Source organism: Synechococcus sp. H55.10 (genome assembly GCF_047502715.1).
Lineage (GTDB): Bacteria > Cyanobacteriota > Cyanobacteriia > Thermostichales > Thermostichaceae > Thermostichus.
Map to the genome: position 1 here is coordinate 1 of NZ_JANSJJ010000018.1, position 18,950 is coordinate 18,950.

An 18,950-nucleotide genomic window follows, 5' to 3' on the forward strand; every position below is an offset into this window, starting at 1 on the left:
TGAAAGCCTTGTGGGGCAAGGCATCGAGCGGGTCAACGAAAGAATCGGCCTTTGCGGGATTTGGCGAGGCGCTCGCAAAGCCGCTGCTACCGTTTTTGTGTTGCTTTGCCAACACGAGATGCGTAGGGGATTAGCCCCGCAGGCGACCGGAGCGCAGGATGCTGAGGATGAGCCACAGCCCCAGCAGGCTGGCGGCGCCAAAGAGCAGCTCGCTTAGCCAAAAGACCTGGAAGCGCTGGGTTTGCGCCGAGATGATGGCAGCGCCAATAATCAGGGATCCAACCAGGATGCTGTAGGAGAGGCGGTTGGCCGACTGGTCCAGGCTGGTGCGGAGGCCTTCCAGCTCCTGCACCGTCAGGTTCCAGCGCTGGGTCTCGGAGGTGATGCGGCTAAGCAGCACTTCCAGTTGCCGCGGCGACTGCAGCGAGAGGTTTTTGAGATCCAGGGCTGTGCGCAGCAGCGAGGGCAGGGGGGCATCCCCCAGCAACTGCTGCCGAAACACATCGGCCATCAGGGGGCGAATTTGCTCCGGCAGATTGTAGTCTGGGGTGAGCTGGCGGGCGATCCCTTCCAGGTTGGCCAGGGCCTTGGCGCACAGCCCCAGGTTGCCGGGGATGCGGATCTGGTTGCGCCGTGCCGCCTGTAGGATCTCGGAAAAGAGCTCGCTAAAATCCAGCTCGGCAACGCTCAGGGTGTAGTACTGGCGCAAGAGGCGCTCGTATTCCCTCTGCAGTTGGGCCAGGCTGACGGCGGGATCCCGCGGGCTGCCCCTAGGACTTTCCGGCAGAGCCAGTTCCAGCGTGAGCTCAGCACAGCGCTGGGCATCCAGGCTGACGATGGCCAAAATCAGCTCCAGCACAATCTGCTGCGTGCGGGGATCCAGCCGCCCAATCATGCCGCAGTCCAAGAGGGCCACGCGACCGGATCCCAGGTAGAAGAGGTTGCCGGGGTGGGGATCGGCGTGAAAGTAGCCGTCAAGGCAGATCTGCTGGAAAAAGGCGCGGGTGAGCAGGCGGGCAATCTGCTGCGGGTCGGCGTCACTGCGATCCGCCTCCAGCAGGGGCTTTCCCTCGATCCACTCCAGCGTCAGCACCTTGGGCGTGGTGAGCGACCAGTAGACGCGCGGCACCACCAGTTGATTGGGGTCAAACCAACGTCCCTTTTGCAACTGTTGGCGGAGCTGCTCGGTGTGGCGGGCTTCCCGGGTAAAGTCCAGCTCCGCCTGAATGGCCCGGCAAAACTCATCCGCCAAGGCCACCACGTCCGTCAGCCGGCCCAGCTCCGTTTGCGCCACCAGCTCAGCAATGCCACGGATAAGCCGCGTATCCTGTTCCACCACTGCTTCCAGCCCCGGCCGTTGGATCTTGAGGGCCACCAGTTCGCCGCTGAGCAGGCGGGCGCGATGGACTTGGGCGATGGATCCCGCTGCCACCGCTTCCGTGTCCAGGCTGCTGAATATCTGCTCCAGCGGCTTTTGCAACTGCTGGCGCAGCAGGATCTCCACCGCCTTCCAGGGCACGGGGGGCACATTGCTCTGCAGCGTGCTGAGGGCCTCGATGTACTCCCGCGGCAACAGATCGGGGCGGGTGCTCAGCAACTGGCCCAGCTTCACATAAACCGGCCCCAGATCCACCAGGATGTTGCGCAGCACCATCGGCGGCGGCAGTTGCGGCTCTTCCGCCTTGCCCAAGGAGAGCAAGCGCCGCATGTAGTCCCAGCCGTGGCGCAGGACTACTTCCAGGATCTCCGCCTGCCGGGCGCCGCTCTGGGCCAGCCGCGCAAAGACCACTCCTTTTCCCTCCCGCACAGCAGATATCAAAGGAAAGGCACGGGAGCCACCCGGCGGGTCCCGTCCCAGCCGCTGGCTAGCCCTTCTCGCAGGGCCCGCAGCACCTCGTCGGTCTCGGCGTTGGGCTCGGCAAAGGAGAAGAGGTGCTTAAAGCGCAGTCTCCCCTCGCGATCGACGATGAACTGGCCCGGCAGGGGCGCCCCCAGCGCTTGGCCGACACCGTAGAGCCGAAAGGTCTTGCACTCCGGATCCACCAACAGCGGGTAGGGCAGTTGCAGGTCGGCTTGGATCTGTTGGCTTTGCACCGGGTCGGTGCTGGTAATCATCAGCAGCTCCGCTCCCAAAGACCGGATCTCCTCGTAGCGGGCCTTCAGATCCTGGATGTGGGGGTAGCAGAAGGGGCAGAAGAGCTTTTCTGTGAAAATACGGGTAAAAGCCAGAACCACCGGCTGGTGGCCGCGGTAGTCCGACAGGCGCACGGGATCCCCGTGTACATTGGGCAGCTCAAAGTCGGGGGCCAGCTCGCCAATCTGCAGAGGGCTGTTGGCCGGCTGGGGGATGAAGTTGTCGAAAAAGCGACGGTTGAACAGGCCGCTGTTGCTGGTCATTGCCATTTTTTACGTTTCTTTACTACCTGCCACCAGCCTAACCCAAAGCCTCGGCCACTGCCTTTAGCCGCCGCAGTTGTGCCCGCATGTCCCGCCGGGTCAGCTCTGCCGCCACCAGATAGAACCCTGCCGCCACCCAGGGGTTGGGGATGGAAAACTCAAAGCGGTTCACCAACAGCGTTCCCGACGCTTGGGGGCGGCACTCCCAGCGGTCAGTGCCCTGAAAAAACCCCTCAAACTGCCACTGCACCAGGCCCTCGGCCCGCTCGGCGATCACGCAGTCCAGGCTGGGGGAAATGAGAGGCAGGCGCAGGAAAAAGCGGTAGCGGCTGCCCAGTTGTCCCGTAGGGGATCCCAGCGCTTCGCAGCCCAAAAGCGGGTTAAGCCAGCGCCGCATCAGCTCCGGGTCAATGAGACAGCGCTCCACCCGCGCCACGTCAGCGGCAATCTCCATCGCTTGGGTATAGACAGGCATGCTTCAAGGAAAGGCTACAGCAGCAGGCTGCGCTTTGCCGACAGGGGCAACGGTACTCAGCAAAATCAAGATATCCCGGTACTCCACCTGATCCGGCCCGCGGCGGGGGGATCCCACCTGAATGACTGCCTGGTACAGGGACTGTTCAGGGTGGGGGGGAGACTCGAACACCAAGGTGCGGATGCCGTTGGCCTGTTCCAGATCCGAGAGGAGATCCCAGCCCCGGCCCCACAGGGTGCGACGATAGTAGACGGCAATCTCCTCCAGAGGCTGAGAGGTCTGCAAAATCAAGGAAGCAAGGCCCCCCCCTCGATCCCAAATCTGCCCGGAAGAGACAACGGCAGCGTTGGGCAACTGCAAATGAGGGGGAAAGTGAGGGGGAAGGGCGCGGGTATCCCCCAAAGAAGCCTCAAAGTGCGTGCCATCTTTGCCGATGTGACGCCGCACAGGATCCAGCTCTGGGGAAACCGGAGCAGCCCTCTGGCGGCAGGCCATGAGGGATCCCGCCAGCAGCCCAACGGTTAGCCAAGCAAGAACCGGCAGAGGACTCCGTCCCGCCGGCGCGATTTGCTCAAGACAGCACCTTTTTCTCATTTGTTGGGCCGCGTCCCTGAGGTGGGTTCTATCTATGGGGCAAGGATCTGAGCCACTCACGGGCTTGGCAGCCGGCGTGTATGGTAGATAAAAGCTCGTTCTTGGGTTTCTGCCCATTCCTATGCCCAAGGTTAGCACCTCTCGCCATCCAGCCGACTCACGCTTTAGTTCTGCCATTGCCGCGCGCCCTTTTCGCGAACAGGTCAAAGGGTTAAAGCCCTACCAGCAAAAACAACTGCAACGGCTTTACCAACTGCGCCTACCCCCCAACCGCTTGGTGACGGTGGAGTTTGCCCAACGGCTGGGATCCCTGACTCAAGATCTAGAAGGCCAGCCCATCAGTGTTTACCTGAACCGGCGCGGCCAAGTGATCCGCGTGGGGCTGGGATCCCCTTTTGAGACCCAGATCCCGGCCTGGGAATTGCCTCGCCAGGGAGCCGAGCGCCTCTCCGGGATCCGCTGCATCACCACCCAAACTGGGGCAGGAGGCCCCGGCCAGAAAGCGCTGACGGCCATGGCTTTGCAGCGTTTGGATGCCCTTATCACCCTTTCCGTGGCCAAGGCAGGAGGGCAGCGGCGGCGAGGTGGAGCGGCCACGGGCTTTGTCAACTGCGCCTATCTGGCCCACCTGGTGCCGCAGGAGGGGCACCGCTGGCAGGTCTCGGAGCCTTTGCCCCTGGGGATCCTGGCAGAACAGGATCTGCAGGAGCTGGTGACGGAGCTGGAGGATGGCTTTCGGCGCCAATTGACCGCCCGCCAGGTGGATCCCAAGCAGGAGCGAGCGATCCTGGTGGGGCTGCAGGAGCTGGGGCAGAGCCGCGAAGACCTGGTGGACAGGCTGACAGAGCTGGGCCGCCTGGTGGAAAGTGCCGGCGGACAGGTGCTGCAAACCCTCTGGCAACGGCGGGAAGGCCCCAATTCCGCCACAGTCATTGGCTCTGGTAAGGTGCAGGAGTTGGCGCTGCTGGTACAGGATCTGGGGGCTAACCTGGTGGTGTTCGACCGCGAGCTCACCCCCAGCCAGGTGCGCACCCTGGAAGAGGCGGTGGGGGTGCGGGTGGTGGATCGCAGCGAGGTGATCCTGGATATCTTTGCCCAGCGGGCCAGAACACGGGCCGGGAAGTTACAGGTGGAGCTGGCGCAACTGCAATATCTGCTGCCGCGCCTGGCCGGTCGAGGGCGCACCATGTCGCGACTGGGGGGTGGGATCGGCACCCGCGGCCCTGGGGAAACCCAACTGGAAATGGAGCGACGGGCCATTCAGCGGCGCATCGGCAAGCTGCGGCAAGAAGTAGAAGAGCTGCGCCGCCACCGGCAACGGCTGCGCCAACGCCGCGAGGGATCCCAGATTCCCGTGGTGGCGCTGGTGGGCTACACCAATGCCGGCAAATCCACCCTCCTGAATGCCCTCACCCACGCCCAGGTCTATGTTGCCGATCAGCTCTTTGCCACCTTGGATCCCACTACCCGGCGGCTGGAGCTGCCCGACCACCAGGCGGTGCTGCTCACCGACACGGTAGGATTTCTAACGGAACTGCCGGAGCAACTGGTGGACGCCTTCCAGGCCACTTTGGAGGAAGTGACAGAGGCTGACGCCCTGCTGCACGTGGTGGATCTCTCTCACCCCAACTGGGAAGGGCAGATCGAGGCGGTGGAAAAATTGCTGGATGGCATGCCCTTGGCCACCGGGCCGCGACAATTGGTGTTTAACAAAATTGACCGCCTCGATCCCGAATGGGTAGAAGATGTGCGCCTGCTCTACCCCAAAGCTCTCTTTGTCTCTGCTGCTACCGGCCAAAATCTGAACCAGTTGCGCCGCACCTTGGCCCAGTTTGCGGCAGCCTTGAATCTCAACTCCCTCGATTGGCAGGAACCCAGGGATCCCTAGAAGCATTCCATAAGGATTTCGAAACCTGGGCCTTTCATTATTTATCCTGCCTCGGCATAAACATTCAGTTACATTGAGATCAGAATTGTTAACCGACTTCAGGTTAGGGAGAGAACATGGTCACTACTGCGGTTGCACCTCAAGTCGCACCTCACCTGGCCCAGTCGCATCTGACGCTGCAAACTTTGCCCATTGGCGCCGATACCCTCGCCATTCGCTCTCAAGATTGGGATCGAGATCGGTTTGACATTGAATTCGCCCTGGAAAACGGCACCACCTACAACTCCTTTTTGATTCGCGGCGAGAAGGTGGCCCTCATCGACACCTCCCACGAGAAATTTCGCCAGTTGTACCTGGATCTCCTGCAGGGGCTCCTTAATCCTGCCCAGATCGACTACCTGGTCGTCAGCCACACCGAGCCGGATCACAGCGGCTTGGTGGGGGATCTGCTGGAGCTGGCGCCCCAGGCGACGGTGGTGGCCTCCAAAGTGGCCATGCAATTTCTGGAAGACCTGGTGCATCGGCCCTTCCGGCGGCTGGTGGTGAAGCAGGGGGATCGCCTGGATCTGGGCAAGGGCCATGTCCTAGAGTTTATCTCCGCCCCCAACTTGCACTGGCCCGACACCATCCTTACCTACGACCACGGCACCCAGATCCTCTACACCTGCGATGTGTTTGGGATGCACTACTGCGACGACTTCGCCTGGGATGAGCATCCCCACCTGCTGCAGGCGGACTTTAAGCTCTACTACGACTGCCTTATGGGGCCCAACGCCCGCTCGGTGCTCTCGGCTCTGAAGCGCATGGAAGCCTTGCCCCCTATCGCCGCCATTGCCACCGGCCACGGCCCCCTGCTGCGCCATCACCTGTCCGACTGGGTAGAGCAATACCGCACCTGGAGCCTGGAGCAGGCCAAAGCCGAACGGATGGTGGCGGTGTTCTACCTGTCGGGATATGGCCAGGCGGAAGTGCTGGCTCAAGCCATCGCCCACGGGATCCAAAAAACCGGCACCCAGGTGGAGCTGGTGGATCTGCGGCTGGTGGATGCCCACGAGGTGCGCGAGCTGATGAGCTTGGCCGCCGGTGTGGTGATAGGCATGCCGCCCCAATCGGGGCCAGATGCGGCCACCACCCAGGTGCTGCTGAAAACCCTCTTGGCCTCTGCCCACAGCAAGCAGGGCTTTGGCCTCTTCGAGTCGGGCGGCGAAGATGATGAGTCGGTCTACCTCTGCCGCAACACGCTGCAGGAGATCGGTGCCAAAGAGGTGTTTGCCCCGATTTTGCTCAAGCAGCCTGCCAGCGAAGCTCTGCTGCAAGTGGCTGAAGAAGCGGGTACCGACTTGGGGCAATGGCTGACCCGGGATCGCAGCATTCAGCAGATGAAAGCCCTCGATGCCGACCTGGATCGCGCCCTGGGCCGCATCAGCAACGGCCTCTACATCCTCACCGCTCGCAAAGGGCAGGCCACCAGCGCCATGCTCGCCTCCTGGGTGGCCCAGGCCAGCAGCGATCCGCCGGGGATCAGCGTTGCCGTGGCCAAAGACCGGGCCATCGAGTCCTTCCTGCAGGTGGGGGATACCTTCGTCCTCAACGCCTTACCGGAGGGCCACTACCAGCCCTTGATGCGCCACTTCCTGAAGCGCTTCCCACCAGGGGCCGACCGCTTTGCCGGCATCAAAACTTACCCCGCCGCCAACGGATCCCCCATCCTGGCCGATGCCCTGGCCTACCTGGAATGCCGTGTGGTCAGCCGTCTGGAAACCAGCGACCACTGGGTGGTGTACAGCACGGTGGAAGCCGGGCGGGTCTCCAACCTGGAGGGCCTCACTGCCATCCACCACCGCAAAGTGGGGAATCATTACTGATCCCTCACCCCCAGCCCCTCTCCCTAGGGGAGAGGGGAGATTTAGGGTTGGCCTGGGGCAAGGCCAGTACTCGCAGCTCGCCCCCAGCCTCTCTCCCTAGGGGAGAGGGGAGATTCGCCAGGTTCGGAAACAGCCGCTCTGCCGATGCAAAAACTTCCCTCCAAACTTCAATAAGACTGTCGGTAGCGCAGCCCGTTGGGATGCAGGAAAAAAGGGCTGTCTTCTCCCAAAGGGATCCCGTCTGGCTGCAGTGGAAAAGGCAGCCCTTCTGGGCTCTGTTCCGCTTCCTGAGAGAGGCGGTAGAAAACCTCCCCGCATCCAGAAGAGGGAATCTCCGCAGCAGCATGCTGCTGTTGCCAGCGCTGGTAGGGGCTGAGCCGAGCTTCCCTCCGGTCGATGTCCGGCGGCGCAGGGAGAGAGGGCGCTATAGCCGGCTGTCCAGCGGGCAAAAGAGCCGCCACCTCCGCTTGGGCCCACCCTGCCGGGGCCAAGGCCAAAGCCAAAAGCCAGCCGCTTCCCCAAACCCAGATGAACTGCCGCATGACCGGATCCTTCGCTTTAGGCTCTCTACTGTCCAGCACTGAGAAGATGGCTCCCATCTTCTCAAGGTCGGACTGAGGGAGGCATGACGGAGATCCCGCCAAGCCTGTGATCTGGATCAGCTCAATCCAGACCCACTCCATCAAATCAATAGGGATCCCTTGTCAATGCCCATCTACCCGCTAGCAGATTTGCCGGAATGGTCTGCACTGCTGGCCCGTACATAGGCGTGCCAAGCCAAGTCCAGCAGGCCATCCAACACCGCCGCAGCCACTGCAGGGCCCCCCTTGCGTCCCTCGGTGCGGATATGAGGCACCATGGAATCGGCCAGCTCCTGCTTGGCTTTCACCACGTTCACAAACCCAGCCGGCGTGGCGATGACCAGAGCAGGAGCCACCTCCTTTTCTGTAATCAACCGAACCAACGTGGAAAGAGCCGTTTGGGATTGGCCAATGATAAAGATTGCTTCAGGATAGCGTTGGGCCAGGGTTTCCAATCCCCAAGCAGAGCGGGTCTTATCTTTTTGGGGGCGAGTAATCGCTTCGCTGCCGCAGTAGATGGGGTTAGAAAAGGTGTTCTGGACGGCCCAGGCAATGCCTACCTGTACCATCGGCTCATCTACCACAATGGTGGTACGCGCTGCCAGAGCCGCCGCTCCAGCTTGCAAGGCTTCGTTGCCAAAACGGATAAGGTTCAAGTACTCAAAGTCGGCAGTAGCATAAATAACACGGCGAACCACTTCATACTCGGCAGGAGAAAGCTCGTGCTTGCCCACCTCCTGGTCGATGATCATCAGGCTCTCTGCATCGGTGACATGCCACTCCATCGGTTCCAGACCCCGCCCGCCGTTTGTTCTCGGTAATGACAGGATTGTACCTGCAGAGGCTCCGATTGGTGGGAAAAGCCATCGCCTAACCCGGCGGCCAACCCATCGCTCGACCGCCGAGAATGTGGATGTGTAGGTGAAAGACGGTCTGCCCGCCGTCCTCCCCTTCGTTGATCACCAGTCGATAACCTTTGTTTAAACCTGCCTCGGCGGCCACCCGCTGAGCCGTCAATAGCAGATGCCCCAGCAACGCTTCCTGGTCGGGCTTGGCCTGGGCAATGCCGGGGATAGGCTCCTTGGGCACCACCAAGATGTGGACAGGGGCTTGAGGGGCGATATCTTTGAAGGCGATGGCCCGCTCATCTTCGTAGACAATCTGGGCCGGGATCTCCCTGCGGATGATCTTGCCGAAAACCGTGTCGCTCATGGGTGGTTACAAGCCAGTTCTGACCTTAGCCTAGCCGCTGATGGCCCTCATTGGTTGAGCAGCCACTCAAACTCCTGTTGCAGCGAGCGAATGTGCCCCACCCGCGAGACCAACAGGGCATCTTGCCCAGCATCCCGAAAGCGAGACTGCCACAAACTCACCAAATCGGGGTTGCTACACCAAAAGCAGATGACGGTTTCCACCAACTGATCCCAATCCCAACCCCGCCGGGCCGGCACCTCCTCCAGGGATCCCAGCAGCGCATCCAAGGTGCAAGGGCTGGTGCCTAAGTATTCCACCCCACAGGGCCGCTTTGCCAGCTCCTGCTGCTGACAGAAGAACTCGAGGGCAGGGGCAATGCCGATGATCTCAAAAGTGTAAACCATTGGGCTCAGTCCTAGAGGGTTTCCTTGCGAAAACAGAGGTTTTGCAAAAGAGGAGTTCAGCAATCTCTCGACAGAATTGAAACTGGGATCTTTTCCCATCCGTCGTCGATCTGAACCTGGATGTTAGGCACTGACTATATACTCAACTTAGGCCAATTGCCAAGACTAAAGAACAGGCGGACACGACTCTTTTGCCACTGGTCACTACCTGGAGATAGGATGCTTCAACACCAAAGAGGTGAGCTTTGCCTGATGAGCGCTCCAGCGAACAATCCTGCGCAGATAACTGCTAGCAAACCCAAGTAAGGACTGCCAGCACTCATCGAGATTTTTTGCTGGTTGACTCTGCTGACAAAGCAGTTGACGCCCACCTTTCCTGGGGGCGTCAGAGAGATGGTGCTTCCAAAAGAGCGAAAGCCCAGAAACAACTGGCGTGGCGAAAGTCTCCAGCCTAGGCCCTTTCTTCTATCCAAGTGGGTACTGGGTTCTGGATATTTTCCGGGACAGGAGAGCTGGGGGCGGGGAGATGAAACTCGATGCGCGGCTGCCCCACTCCATAGGTGAGGGTGTAGCTCCAGTGCAGACAGCGCAGCCACAGGCGGGGATAATGGACTTCCAACCAGGGCTGCAGGCGCCGCACTAGCCTTGGGAGCCAGCCCCTCAGCAAAGCTGAAGTCAAGGCCAGCCCGCTATAGCCGAAGTAGGTAGGTAGCCACTGGGCAAAGCCCTTGGCCCCTACGGCCTCCCAGATCCACAGCAGCAGCCGCGGGTTTTGCCAAGCCGCTTTGATGGCCATGCGGTTAAAGGCCAGCCAGCCGGCCCGGTCTTTGATGAAATCATCCACCACCTCTGGCGGCTCGGTGGCGAGAATGCCGAAAAAGCTGTTGAGGATGGCGTTGATGCGTTCGGGGGGCAATACCTTGCCGGTGGGCACCATCATCCCCCGCGAGAACAGCCAAGTGACGGCGGAGTTGCCCTGGTAGGCGCGGATCTGGGCCAGGTCAGAGGCTTTGAGCAGGTTGTGGCGCAGGGCTGTGTTCAGCAGGTCACAGAGGCGGGGGCAGTTGCGCACCAGGGATCCAAACCCGGTAAAACTCAGGGGGGATTGCAGGGCCGCCGCATCCCCAATCAAGAGGACGCGGTCGAAGGGCTCCTCTGGAGTCCGCTGCGGGCTAAACCGTCCGGGAATGTAGCCGAAGGTGGCCTTTTTCCACTGCAGGCGCTCTGGGTTGCAGCGGCGGTACTCCGGCAGGATGGTGAAAAAGTCTTCGTACAATTCCAGCAGGGATCCCGGATTTTCCGGATGTACCTGGTGGTAGTGGAACAAGTAGAAGGTGAGATCCTCGCCGGGGCCGGGAAAGAGCTCCCAAATGAGCTGCCGACCGCGGCTGATGTCCCCGTGGCTGGCCAGGATGTCGCCAAATTGGGGATCCCATACTCCCGGCTCAAACCCTCCTGCAATGGTGGCCCCGACGGTGGGGCAGACGCTATCAAAAGCATGATGGCGGTAGAGCTGCTGGGCAATGGGCGAGGCCGTCCCCATGGCATCCACCAACAGGCGGGATCCCAGCCGAAACTCAGCTTGGCCGATTAAATCTTTCACCACCACCGTGACGCCCTGGTCTTCGATGTAGGCCCGCCGGAACTCCGTGCGCTCGTAGATGGTGCCGCCGCAGGATCTCAGGATCTGGCCGCAGAGCTGCAGGAGCTTTTCGGCATCGATGGCCAGGTTCAACACCGTCGGCGTGTGCAGGACGGGGGCGCGTACAGGGCTGTTGCCATCAAAAAACTTGTTGAACCCATCGGTGTATTCCCTGAGGATGAGGCTCTCTATCTCCTCGGGGCTGAGGAGGCCGAACTCCGCTAGCGTCTGCAGCTCCCGCCGCGAGATGTTCCACTCCCGGTTCATGCGGCCAAAGGGCAGCCGTTCCACCAGGGCCACGCGGTAACCTAAGCGGGCCATGGCCGCACCGTAGATGGCCCCCAGCGCCCCGCCCACGATCACCAAGTCCCACTCCAAGGGGGCAGGTTCAGGGGCCGGCTGGCGAAACAGCACCGGCTGCCGCTGAGGATGGGGGGATTGCACTTCTTCCCGCCAGCGCTTCTCCCACCAGTAAACCCGCTGCAGGTCAAACTCGCCGTTGGGAATGCGGCGGAAATACTTCACCGTCTGCGGGTAAAAAGGCTCCAGTTGCTCAAAGATGGATCCCTGGCTGAGATCGATAGCTGGCAACTGCGGGTAGCGGTGGGGATACTGGCTCTGGATAGCCTTTTCCAGCTCTCTCAGCCAGCGCCCCTGCCGGGGGAAAGGCCGCTCCGACCACTGGAACACCTTGAGATAGGTGGTGTTCAGCCCCGACCAGAGGAAAACGGCCAGCTCGGCCCCACATCCCTGCAGGCGCAGGCCGGTGGCGGTCGGCAGTTTTTGGCTGCCCTGAGGCAAGGGGATACACTCCTGCAGCCAGCGCAGCACCTGGGCAGTGTCTGGACAAGGGATCTCGCGATAGTACAGGGGCTTGAGCACGGCGCCGAGATAGAAAACAGAGCAAATCTTCACCCATTGTGGCACGAGGCATCCCATCCCCAAAGCCTTGTCGGATCCCATGCGGCGGCTGTTGCCCCCGGCCAAAATCAGGACAGCAACCGCAGGTAGGGGATCTCCAAGGCATTTTGGGCGAGGTTGTGGCTCCTTGGTCACCCAACTCTTCCGCTCCCGTTGGTTAAAAACTCAAGTGCTGTTGTAGCCAACCCACAACAAACTGGTATCAAACAGCACTTTACAGGCTTTCAGCGGTAACAGTAGAATCCTCCTGGCAAGGTAGCAAAGACGGGATCCCTTCATGAAAGATTTCTACCGCGAGCTGGAAATAAAGCCTGACGCGACCCTTGAAGAAATTAAAGAGAACTACAGGCGGCTTGCCAAAGAGTATCACCCGGATCGTCTCCCTCCCGGTACACCGGACAAGGCTCGACAATACATTGAAGAAAAGTTTAAGTCGATCCAAGAGGCCTACACGATACTAAGTGACCCTGTCAAGCGAAAAGCCTACGACTCTCAAAGGGCTTCCCAGGCTCCGCAGACCAAAGGGAGCGAGTATAGCCCAGGCCTGAAAGCCAAACCCAGCTATAGCACCCAAGACGGCAGCACTTGGCCGTTCGACCCTGACAAGATACAGAAAGCTGCAAAGGAAATAGAGCGTCGCAAGGAAAGTATCGAAGTTAACTACAATCAAAAGATAGAGCAAGTGAAGTCCGAGCTAAGGAGAAACCTTATTTCAATCGGCATTAAGGAAGAGGATGCCAGAGTTGATTATGCCTTCCTTACTAAGGATGAAAACATACAGAACTGCCTTTTCTCTTTGTTTTTGGGCTTTTTGGCTTTCTTAGGAGGCTGGGGAGCGATTGGTACTATACTTGTAATCATTGCCTTTGCATTTGCTTGGTCAGCATTTTCTGACAGGTACAGTAAAGCGCAAGTGGAGACAGCCAAAAGTTTCCAAGAAAGGGCGAAGTCAAAAATTGCCCTACATGAGAAAGAAAAAAGTGCGGAACTCACTCAACTTCAGCTTTACTACAGGAGCAGGATCGACTACTTTAAGAGTCTCTCCCTTGAGTCTTTATCCCCTGAGTTTATAAGCGGGCTTAGCGGAGAGGATCAGCTTTTTCTATTGACGGCGATAAAGGAAAGAGCGGACGCTGAGAAGCTAAAGGAGGATCTGAAGCTGGCGGCTGGAGTCGCTGTTGGTATTGGCATACTGGCAGTTCTATTTGGTTTGGGCGGTGGATTCTACCCCCATTGATCCTAGGCCGGCAGCAGAAGCAAAACCTTGGAGTCCGGATTCTCCGGCGAGCTCCTCGGTGGCAAAACCAGACTTTGCCACTCTTGGTAGCTGAGGCCAAGCCGAGTCATTTCAGTGACTTCGTATCTGTAGCCTTCTAGCCTCCTGTCCAATTCGATCATGGACTGGGCAGTCGCTATAACTTGATTTACTCGAGACATTAGCTTGAAAATGACGTCTCTCCGAGCAGCGGTGTTCCAGGGTAGGCGATCCCAGAATGTCCAATCTAAACCAACCAGAGATGGGGAAATGAGGGCAAGGATGGCATTCCTAGATCTTATCGGCATACTATCAAGATAGGATTCAATGTCTTGTGCGCTGAAAATAGCCGGTCGTATATATTCGTCAAACAGCTTATTCGTATCGGATTCACCCGTTGCATACTTGAGAATCTCCACAACGCTCGATAGGCTGACTCCTTGGCAAGTCCTGTGGAGATATCCTGAAGGATTTTTGGTCAATAAAAGCTTGATGTAATCTCTAATACGAGGTTTTAAAATTTCCTCTGCCTCTGCCAGGCGCTTCAGAGCCATCTCATGCTCCTCCAGCTCTAAGTAACATTTAATCTCTGTAACATAGACTAAAGATAGGATTAAGATGTACTCGCGAGCCAAAATGCCGTTGTTCTCGTTCCAATTGGAATCCCACGCAGCTTGATAATAGTGCTCGGCCTCAAGCAGAGGCTGAATGACCTCGGTTACCAATCGCTTCCTGTTGGTCTGGGAAGACATCTTCAAAGCTATTTCTGCAACGTTGATAGCAGACTTGGCCTTAGCAAGGAGCGATCTATCTATTGTATCCTTGAGCTCTGAGATGGATTGTTGAAGATGTTGAATTCGAGAGTCAATTTGATCAAGCTTAGAGATAACGACCGCAAAGCCTATGGCAGACAAACCCAGGTTAGCCAGACCAAGAGCAGTATTGAATTGGGTTAAGCCTAAGACAGTGTTTAGTTTATTGCTAATGTCAATGAGTCTTAGGTTGATCTGTCTCAACTGAATGTTGGCAAGGATCCCGTTGATGATATCCACTCCCGGGATCCAGTTGCCAATGCTATTTGGGAGTGTCAAGCCCCCTGTTTCTCTCAGCCAGGCCACCACCTGCTTAGAAGCCACTTCTCGCACCACGCCGCCTACGCGCTCGTAGGTCCCATTCTGCAGGCCTTTCAGGATGGCTTCGGGAATCTCTAGGATGACTTGCTCGGCAACCATAAGTCAGGAGACCCTTGCGCTTGCTGCCGCTAAACTAGCACAGAGAAAACCCTCTGAAAATGCCTGTACTTGGAGAGTTCGCCAAGGCTTATTCTCAGTTGCAAGGGCAAGAGCTTAGCATGGAGATCCAGCCCCCCTCACTGTTGCGTTGCCGCTATGTCTGAGCCTTCTGGCCGTCTGGTTTGGAACCACTCCACTCACATTTCTGGGCTGATCCCTGTCCTGGAGCGCCTGGCCAGGCAAGCGGGCATCAAAACCGTGACTCCCGGTGCCTTATCTTGCAGTCGGGGGCGGATCCCGCAGTTGCAGTTGCGGGTTTCGGTGCCCATTCGAGGGGGATACAAGTTGGTTGCCCGCAAGGGCAGCAGCGTGCAAGAGGTGTTTGTGGTTACCGAGCTCAGCCAGTCGGAGCTGGAAGCAGCAATTCGCCGCTGTTTGGAGTAGGTTTAGGCTCTGGGCGCGCCATGTCTCGTGCTAGCCTCAAGCCCGCCCGCATCAGCGCTGTGGTGGCCGGATCCCTGGCGGCAAAGGTGGGCATTCGGCCTGGGGAGGCCCTGGTGAGCATCAACGGCGAGCGGCCCCGCGACCTCATTGACTATCGCTTCTTGTGTGCTGATGAATATCTCTGCCTGGAGATCCTGGACAACCAAGGGATCCAGCGCACGGTTGAGCTGGAAAAAGACATAGACGAGGATCTGGGGCTGGAGTTTGAGACGGCTTTGTTCGATGGTCTCATCCAATGCAACAACGCCTGCCCCTTTTGCTTTATCGACCAACAGCCCCCTGAGATGCGGGCAACGCTGCACCTCAAAGACGACGACTACCGCCTCAGCTTTCTCTACGGCAGCTACCTCACCCTTACCAACCTGACCACTGCCGAGTGGGAGCGCATCGCCCGCCTGCGCCTTTCTCCTCTCTATGTGTCGGTCCATGCCACCGACCCGGAGCTGCGCAGCCGCCTGCTCAAAAACCCGCGTGCCGGCTTGATCCTGGAGCAGTTGGCCTGGTTTCGCCAACACCGCCTGCAACTGCATGCCCAGGTGGTGGTCTGCCCAGGCTGGAACGATGGGGAGCAGCTAACTCGCACCCTTCTGGACTTGGCCGCTTTTGGCCAACCCGTCGAAGGGATCCCGACCGTCCTCTCGGCGGCGGTGGTGCCGGTGGGGCTAACCCGCTTTCGCCCCCCCAATGATGAGCTAATCCCGGTAGATGCTGCCAAAGCGGCGGAGGTGATTGCGCAGGTGGAAGCGCTGCAGGCGCAGTTTCGGCAAGAATTGGGATCCACCTTTGCCTGGCTGGCTGATGAGTGGTATCTGCTGGCGGGTCGGGAATTGCCGCCGGCAGAGCACTACGAAGATTACCCCCAACTGGGCAATGGAGTGGGATCCCTGCGCTTGTTCTTGAGCGAGTTCGAGCAGGTGCGGCTGCCGGCTGGGATCCCTGCTCCCCTCAAAGTTCTCTGGGTGGTGGGCAACGCCGTGGAACAGGCCTTCCAGCCCGTGGTCAAGCGGATGAACAGCATTCGGGGGCTGCAGTTGGATCTGTTGCCCATTGCCAGCCAATTCTGGGGACAGACCCTGACGGTAACCGGGCTGCTGACAGGGCAGGACATCCTCAGCGCTTTGAAATCCGTTGAAAACTTGGCAAGCTACGATGGGCTACTTTTGCCCCAGATTGCTCTTAAGGATGGGGAGCGCTTTCTAGACGATCTGAGCTGGCAAGAGTTGCAGGCCCAAGTCGGGATCCCAGTGGTGCGGGTGGACGGCGGGCCGGCGGGCTTGCTGGAGGCGGTGCAAGGGCTAGGATCAAGAGCGAGTTTGAGTGGGATGCCCTGAGTCCATGGAGCGGTTGCGGCGAGGGTTGCTCCTGTTACTTTGGGTGGGGCTAGGGATCCTGGCCATCAGCGGCTTGGCGGCCTTTTATGTAGATCTGGCCTGGTTTGCCGAGCTGAACGCCCTACCGGTGCTGTGGACGCGGGTGATGGCTCGCTGGGGGCTGGGCCTAGGCGCCTTTGTCTTTGCCCTGGCGGTGGTGGGATCCAACATCCGCGCCTGCTGGCGGGGCGCCAACACAGCCTGGGCCTGGGCCATTGCCCTGGGGTTGAGCGGCTGCTTGGCCTGGTCTCTTTCTCAGCACTGGTTCGCGCTGCTGCTCTGGCTGCACCAAGTGCCTGTGGGGGAGTCGGATCCGATTTTTAGGCGCGATCTGGGCTTTTTTCTTTTCGGCCTGCCCTTTTGGGAGACGCTGCAGCACTGGTGCTTCAACTTGGTGCTGCTCACTCTGATCACGACAGCGCTCATCTACCTGGTGGAGCTAGGGCTATCGGAGCAGCGGCTGACGCTGGCCCTTTCCCTGTTTGCCCAGCGGCACTTGCTGATCCTGGCGGGATCCCTGTTCTTAATTCGCGCCTGGGGCCACTGGCTGGAGCGCTATGAGCTGCTCTACTCCACCCGCAGCGTCGTCTTTGGCGCCGGTTTTACCGATGTCCACGCCACCCTACCGGCCACGACTCTAATCAGCGGGGTGGCTTTCCTGACAGCGGTTGGCTTTTGGGTTTTGGCCCGCCAGGGGATCCGCCTCCGCCTTCCCTTTTTCAAATCCTGGTGCCCTGCCTGGGCCAGTTCCCTGCTGGCGCCGGCTCTGCTGTGGGGAGCCTACCTGGGGTTTGGGCTGCTGACCACCCGGCTTTACCCGCAACTGGTGAAAACCCTTTTGGTCACGCCCAACGAGCTAGAGCTGGAGCGCCCCTACATTGAGCACAACATCCGCTTTACCCGCGCCGGCTTTGGCCTGGCCGAGGTGGAGGTAAAGCCCTTTCCAGAAGAGGGATCCCTGACGCTGGCAACGCTGCAGCAAAATCAATCCACCCTGCGCAACGTGCGTCTTTGGGATACGGAGCCCCTCTTGGCCACCTATCGCCAACTGCAGGAGATCCGTCCCTACTACCAGTTTCCCTATGTGAATGTAGATCGCTACCGCATTGGCGGGGAACTGCGCCAGGTGATGCACGCTGCGCGGGAATTGGACTTTGCCCAGGTGCCGCCTACGGCCCAAACTTGGGTTAACCAGCGGTTTTTCTACACCCACGGCTATGGCCTCACCCTCAGCCCGGTGAACGTGGTTACCCCAGAGGGACTGCCGGACTTTTTTCTATCGGATATCCCACCGCGGGTTTCTCCCCGCTACCCGGAGGTGGCGCAGGTGCTGGAAGTGGATCAGCCGGCTCTCTACTACGGCGAGCTGACCACTACCGACGTGTTTGTGGGAGCCGAGGCAAGGGAGCTGGACTATCCCGCTGCCGATCGCTATGTCTACAGCAGCTACCGCGGCACGGGCGGCGTGCCCATCCCCCACCTCTGGCAGCGCTTTCTCTACGCCTGGCACTTCCGGGATCTGCGCATCCTTCTCAGCCGCGAGCTTTCCCCCAGCAGCCGCTTTCTCTATCGCCGCCAGATCCGGGAACGGGTGCGCCAGGTGATGCCCTTTTTGCTCTACGACCAGGATCCCTACTTGGTGATTCAAGGTGGCAAACTCTACTGGTTTTTCGATGCCTACACCACCAGCAGCCGCTACCCCTACTCCGAGCATCTGCCCGGCTTCCCCTTCAACTACATCCGCAACTCGGTCAAGGCGGTGCTGGACGCCTACAACGGCAGCATCGACTGGTACATCGCCGACCCTCGGGATCCCCTCATCCAAGCCTACGCCCGCATCTACCCCAGCCTGTTCCAGCCCCTAGAGGCCATGCCGGAGCCGCTGCGGCGGCACATCCGCTACCCCCAGGATCTCTTCCGCCTGCAGGTGCAGCAATTTGCCGCCTACCACATGACGGATCCCCGCCTCTTCTACAACCGGGAAGACCAGTGGCAGATCCCCAACCAATTCCGCAACCGGCGACGCCTTCCCATGCAGCCCCAGTACCTCATCCTCACCTTGCCGGAGGAGCCACAAAAGGGATCCCCAAACCGGCCCGAGTTCGTCTTGCTTTCCCCCTTCACCCCCCTCAACAAGCAGAACATGGTGGCTTGGATGGCCGCCCGCTGCGATGGGGAAAACTACGGCAAGCTGCTGGTGTATGAGTTTTCCAAGCAGCGCCTTATCTACGGGCCGGAACAGGTAGAGGCGCGGGTCAACCAGGATCCCGCCATTTCCGAGCAAATCGCCCTCTGGAACGAACACGGGTCGCGGGTGAACCTGGGCACCCTGCTGGTCATCCCCATTGAGACCTCGCTTCTCTACGTCCAGCCCCTCTACCTGGAGGCAGAACAGGGCCGCCTGCCCCAGCTCACCCGGGTCATCGCCGCCTACGAAGACCGGGTGGTGATGGAGCCAACCCTCAGCCAGGCCCTGGAAGCCCTCTTCTCCCCCACCGGCAGTCGCCGCTCCAACCGCTGAGGCTGGGGGATCCCTTCTCAGATTTCCCACAGCCAGTTGACAGAACTTAACGGATGTTTTAAGGTTGTGTTGTCAATCTTCGCGCTTCCTCAGGGAAGTTTGCCATC

16 protein-coding genes are annotated in these 18,950 nt (G+C 59.5%); 6 read left to right on the forward strand and 10 right to left on the reverse strand.

Translation table 11 applies throughout. The features are described from left to right. Positions 1-130: 130 nt before the first annotated feature. The 4 genes from NW858_RS01900 to NW858_RS01915 are packed head-to-tail and all read right to left on the reverse strand — an operon-like array spanning position 131 to position 3,466. On the reverse strand, positions 131-1,789 hold the full coding sequence (locus tag NW858_RS01900; RefSeq protein ID WP_414519531.1) for an ABC1 kinase family protein: 1,659 nt from the start codon (positions 1,787-1,789) through the stop codon (positions 131-133). A gap of 26 nt (positions 1,790-1,815) precedes the next feature. Next, positions 1,816-2,403 (reverse strand): peroxiredoxin family protein, encoded by a 588-nt coding sequence (locus NW858_RS01905; protein WP_414519535.1) that lies wholly within the window; start codon positions 2,401-2,403, stop codon positions 1,816-1,818. A 31-nt stretch (positions 2,404-2,434) separates the two neighbouring features. Next, complete coding sequence (locus tag NW858_RS01910) at positions 2,435-2,872, reverse strand: SRPBCC family protein (protein ID WP_414519537.1); 438 nt, start codon at positions 2,870-2,872, stop codon at positions 2,435-2,437. A 3-nt stretch (positions 2,873-2,875) separates the two neighbouring features. Beyond that, a complete protein-coding gene (locus NW858_RS01915) occupies positions 2,876-3,466 on the reverse strand; it encodes a hypothetical protein (protein ID WP_414519538.1) in 591 nt (196 codons plus the stop codon). Between the two features lie 121 nt (positions 3,467-3,587). Between NW858_RS01915 and hflX the strand changes: the two genes are divergently transcribed. Together hflX and NW858_RS01925 are read left to right on the forward strand one after the other, a co-directional pair. Then, positions 3,588-5,354, forward strand: coding sequence for a GTPase HflX (gene hflX / locus NW858_RS01920; protein WP_414519540.1), 1,767 nt, complete (start codon positions 3,588-3,590; stop codon positions 5,352-5,354). A 116-nt stretch (positions 5,355-5,470) separates the two neighbouring features. Further along, entirely contained in the window at positions 5,471-7,219 is a 1,749-nt protein-coding gene (locus tag NW858_RS01925) for a diflavin flavoprotein (protein WP_414334886.1), read from the forward strand. 167 nt (positions 7,220-7,386) lie between these two features. On the opposite strand, the gene NW858_RS01930 is transcribed toward NW858_RS01925, so the two are convergent. The 5 genes from NW858_RS01930 to NW858_RS01950 form a co-directional block, all read right to left on the reverse strand. Beyond that, a complete protein-coding gene (locus tag NW858_RS01930; protein WP_414519542.1) occupies positions 7,387-7,761 on the reverse strand; it encodes a hypothetical protein in 375 nt (124 codons plus the stop codon). Positions 7,762-7,934: 173 nt separating this feature from the next. Next, positions 7,935-8,585 (reverse strand): precorrin-8X methylmutase, encoded by a 651-nt coding sequence (locus NW858_RS01935; RefSeq protein WP_414519544.1) that lies wholly within the window; start codon positions 8,583-8,585, stop codon positions 7,935-7,937. A gap of 85 nt (positions 8,586-8,670) precedes the next feature. Next, on the reverse strand, positions 8,671-9,012 hold the full coding sequence (locus NW858_RS01940; RefSeq protein WP_414334889.1) for a histidine triad nucleotide-binding protein: 342 nt from the start codon (positions 9,010-9,012) through the stop codon (positions 8,671-8,673). A 47-nt stretch (positions 9,013-9,059) separates the two neighbouring features. Continuing rightward, complete coding sequence (locus NW858_RS01945; RefSeq protein ID WP_414334890.1) at positions 9,060-9,398, reverse strand: hypothetical protein; 339 nt, start codon at positions 9,396-9,398, stop codon at positions 9,060-9,062. Positions 9,399-9,849: 451 nt separating this feature from the next. Next, the gene (locus NW858_RS01950) at positions 9,850-11,979 is read right to left on the reverse strand and encodes an NAD(P)/FAD-dependent oxidoreductase (protein WP_414519550.1); all 2,130 of its coding nucleotides are present in this window, start codon (positions 11,977-11,979) and stop codon (positions 9,850-9,852) included. 259 nt (positions 11,980-12,238) lie between these two features. Here NW858_RS01950 and NW858_RS01955 point away from each other — a divergent pair, with 259 nt between their 5' ends. Further along, positions 12,239-13,198 carry a J domain-containing protein gene (locus NW858_RS01955; protein WP_414334891.1) on the forward strand — a complete coding sequence of 320 codons (960 nt, stop codon included), beginning with the start codon at positions 12,239-12,241 and terminating at the stop codon, positions 13,196-13,198. A 2-nt stretch (positions 13,199-13,200) separates the two neighbouring features. On the opposite strand, the gene NW858_RS01960 is transcribed toward NW858_RS01955, so the two are convergent. Further along, positions 13,201-14,448: a hypothetical protein gene (locus NW858_RS01960; RefSeq protein WP_414334892.1), complete on the reverse strand. Its 1,248-nt coding sequence runs from the start codon at positions 14,446-14,448 to the stop codon at positions 13,201-13,203. 156 nt (positions 14,449-14,604) lie between these two features. On the opposite strand from NW858_RS01960, the gene NW858_RS01965 reads away from it, so the two are divergent. The 3 genes from NW858_RS01965 to NW858_RS01975 are packed head-to-tail and all read left to right on the forward strand — an operon-like array spanning position 14,605 to position 18,843. Beyond that, positions 14,605-14,892, forward strand: coding sequence for a DUF2103 domain-containing protein (locus tag NW858_RS01965; RefSeq protein ID WP_414336024.1), 288 nt, complete (start codon positions 14,605-14,607; stop codon positions 14,890-14,892). 20 nt (positions 14,893-14,912) lie between these two features. Then, entirely contained in the window at positions 14,913-16,283 is a 1,371-nt protein-coding gene (locus tag NW858_RS01970) for a TIGR03279 family radical SAM protein (RefSeq protein WP_414519546.1), read from the forward strand. A 4-nt stretch (positions 16,284-16,287) separates the two neighbouring features. Next, positions 16,288-18,843 carry a UPF0182 family protein gene (locus tag NW858_RS01975; RefSeq protein ID WP_414519548.1) on the forward strand — a complete coding sequence of 852 codons (2,556 nt, stop codon included), beginning with the start codon at positions 16,288-16,290 and terminating at the stop codon, positions 18,841-18,843. Positions 18,844-18,950: the final 107 nt, after the last annotated feature.

Bases quoted from the DNA above. Each gene is read 5' to 3' on its own strand.
- NW858_RS01970 (WP_414519546.1), top strand. From the start codon at position 14,913: ATGTCTCGTGCTAGCCTCAAGCCCGCCCGCATCAGCGCTGTGGTGGCC.
- NW858_RS01925 (WP_414334886.1), top strand. From the start codon at position 5,471: ATGGTCACTACTGCGGTTGCACCTCAAGTCGCACCTCACCTGGCCCAG.
- NW858_RS01910 (WP_414519537.1), bottom strand. From the start codon at position 2,872: ATGCCTGTCTATACCCAAGCGATGGAGATTGCCGCTGACGTGGCGCGG.
- NW858_RS01960 (WP_414334892.1), bottom strand. From the start codon at position 14,448: ATGGTTGCCGAGCAAGTCATCCTAGAGATTCCCGAAGCCATCCTGAAA.
- NW858_RS01930 (WP_414519542.1), bottom strand. From the start codon at position 7,761: ATGCGGCAGTTCATCTGGGTTTGGGGAAGCGGCTGGCTTTTGGCTTTG.
- hflX (WP_414519540.1), top strand. From the start codon at position 3,588: ATGCCCAAGGTTAGCACCTCTCGCCATCCAGCCGACTCACGCTTTAGT.
- NW858_RS01975 (WP_414519548.1), top strand. From the start codon at position 16,288: ATGGAGCGGTTGCGGCGAGGGTTGCTCCTGTTACTTTGGGTGGGGCTA.
- NW858_RS01950 (WP_414519550.1), bottom strand. From the start codon at position 11,979: ATGGGATGCCTCGTGCCACAATGGGTGAAGATTTGCTCTGTTTTCTAT.
- NW858_RS01935 (WP_414519544.1), bottom strand. From the start codon at position 8,585: ATGGAGTGGCATGTCACCGATGCAGAGAGCCTGATGATCATCGACCAG.
- NW858_RS01965 (WP_414336024.1), top strand. From the start codon at position 14,605: ATGTCTGAGCCTTCTGGCCGTCTGGTTTGGAACCACTCCACTCACATT.
- NW858_RS01915 (WP_414519538.1), bottom strand. From the start codon at position 3,466: ATGAGAAAAAGGTGCTGTCTTGAGCAAATCGCGCCGGCGGGACGGAGT.
- NW858_RS01945 (WP_414334890.1), bottom strand. From the start codon at position 9,398: ATGGTTTACACTTTTGAGATCATCGGCATTGCCCCTGCCCTCGAGTTC.
- NW858_RS01905 (WP_414519535.1), bottom strand. From the start codon at position 2,403: ATGGCAATGACCAGCAACAGCGGCCTGTTCAACCGTCGCTTTTTCGAC.
- NW858_RS01955 (WP_414334891.1), top strand. From the start codon at position 12,239: ATGAAAGATTTCTACCGCGAGCTGGAAATAAAGCCTGACGCGACCCTT.
- NW858_RS01940 (WP_414334889.1), bottom strand. From the start codon at position 9,012: ATGAGCGACACGGTTTTCGGCAAGATCATCCGCAGGGAGATCCCGGCC.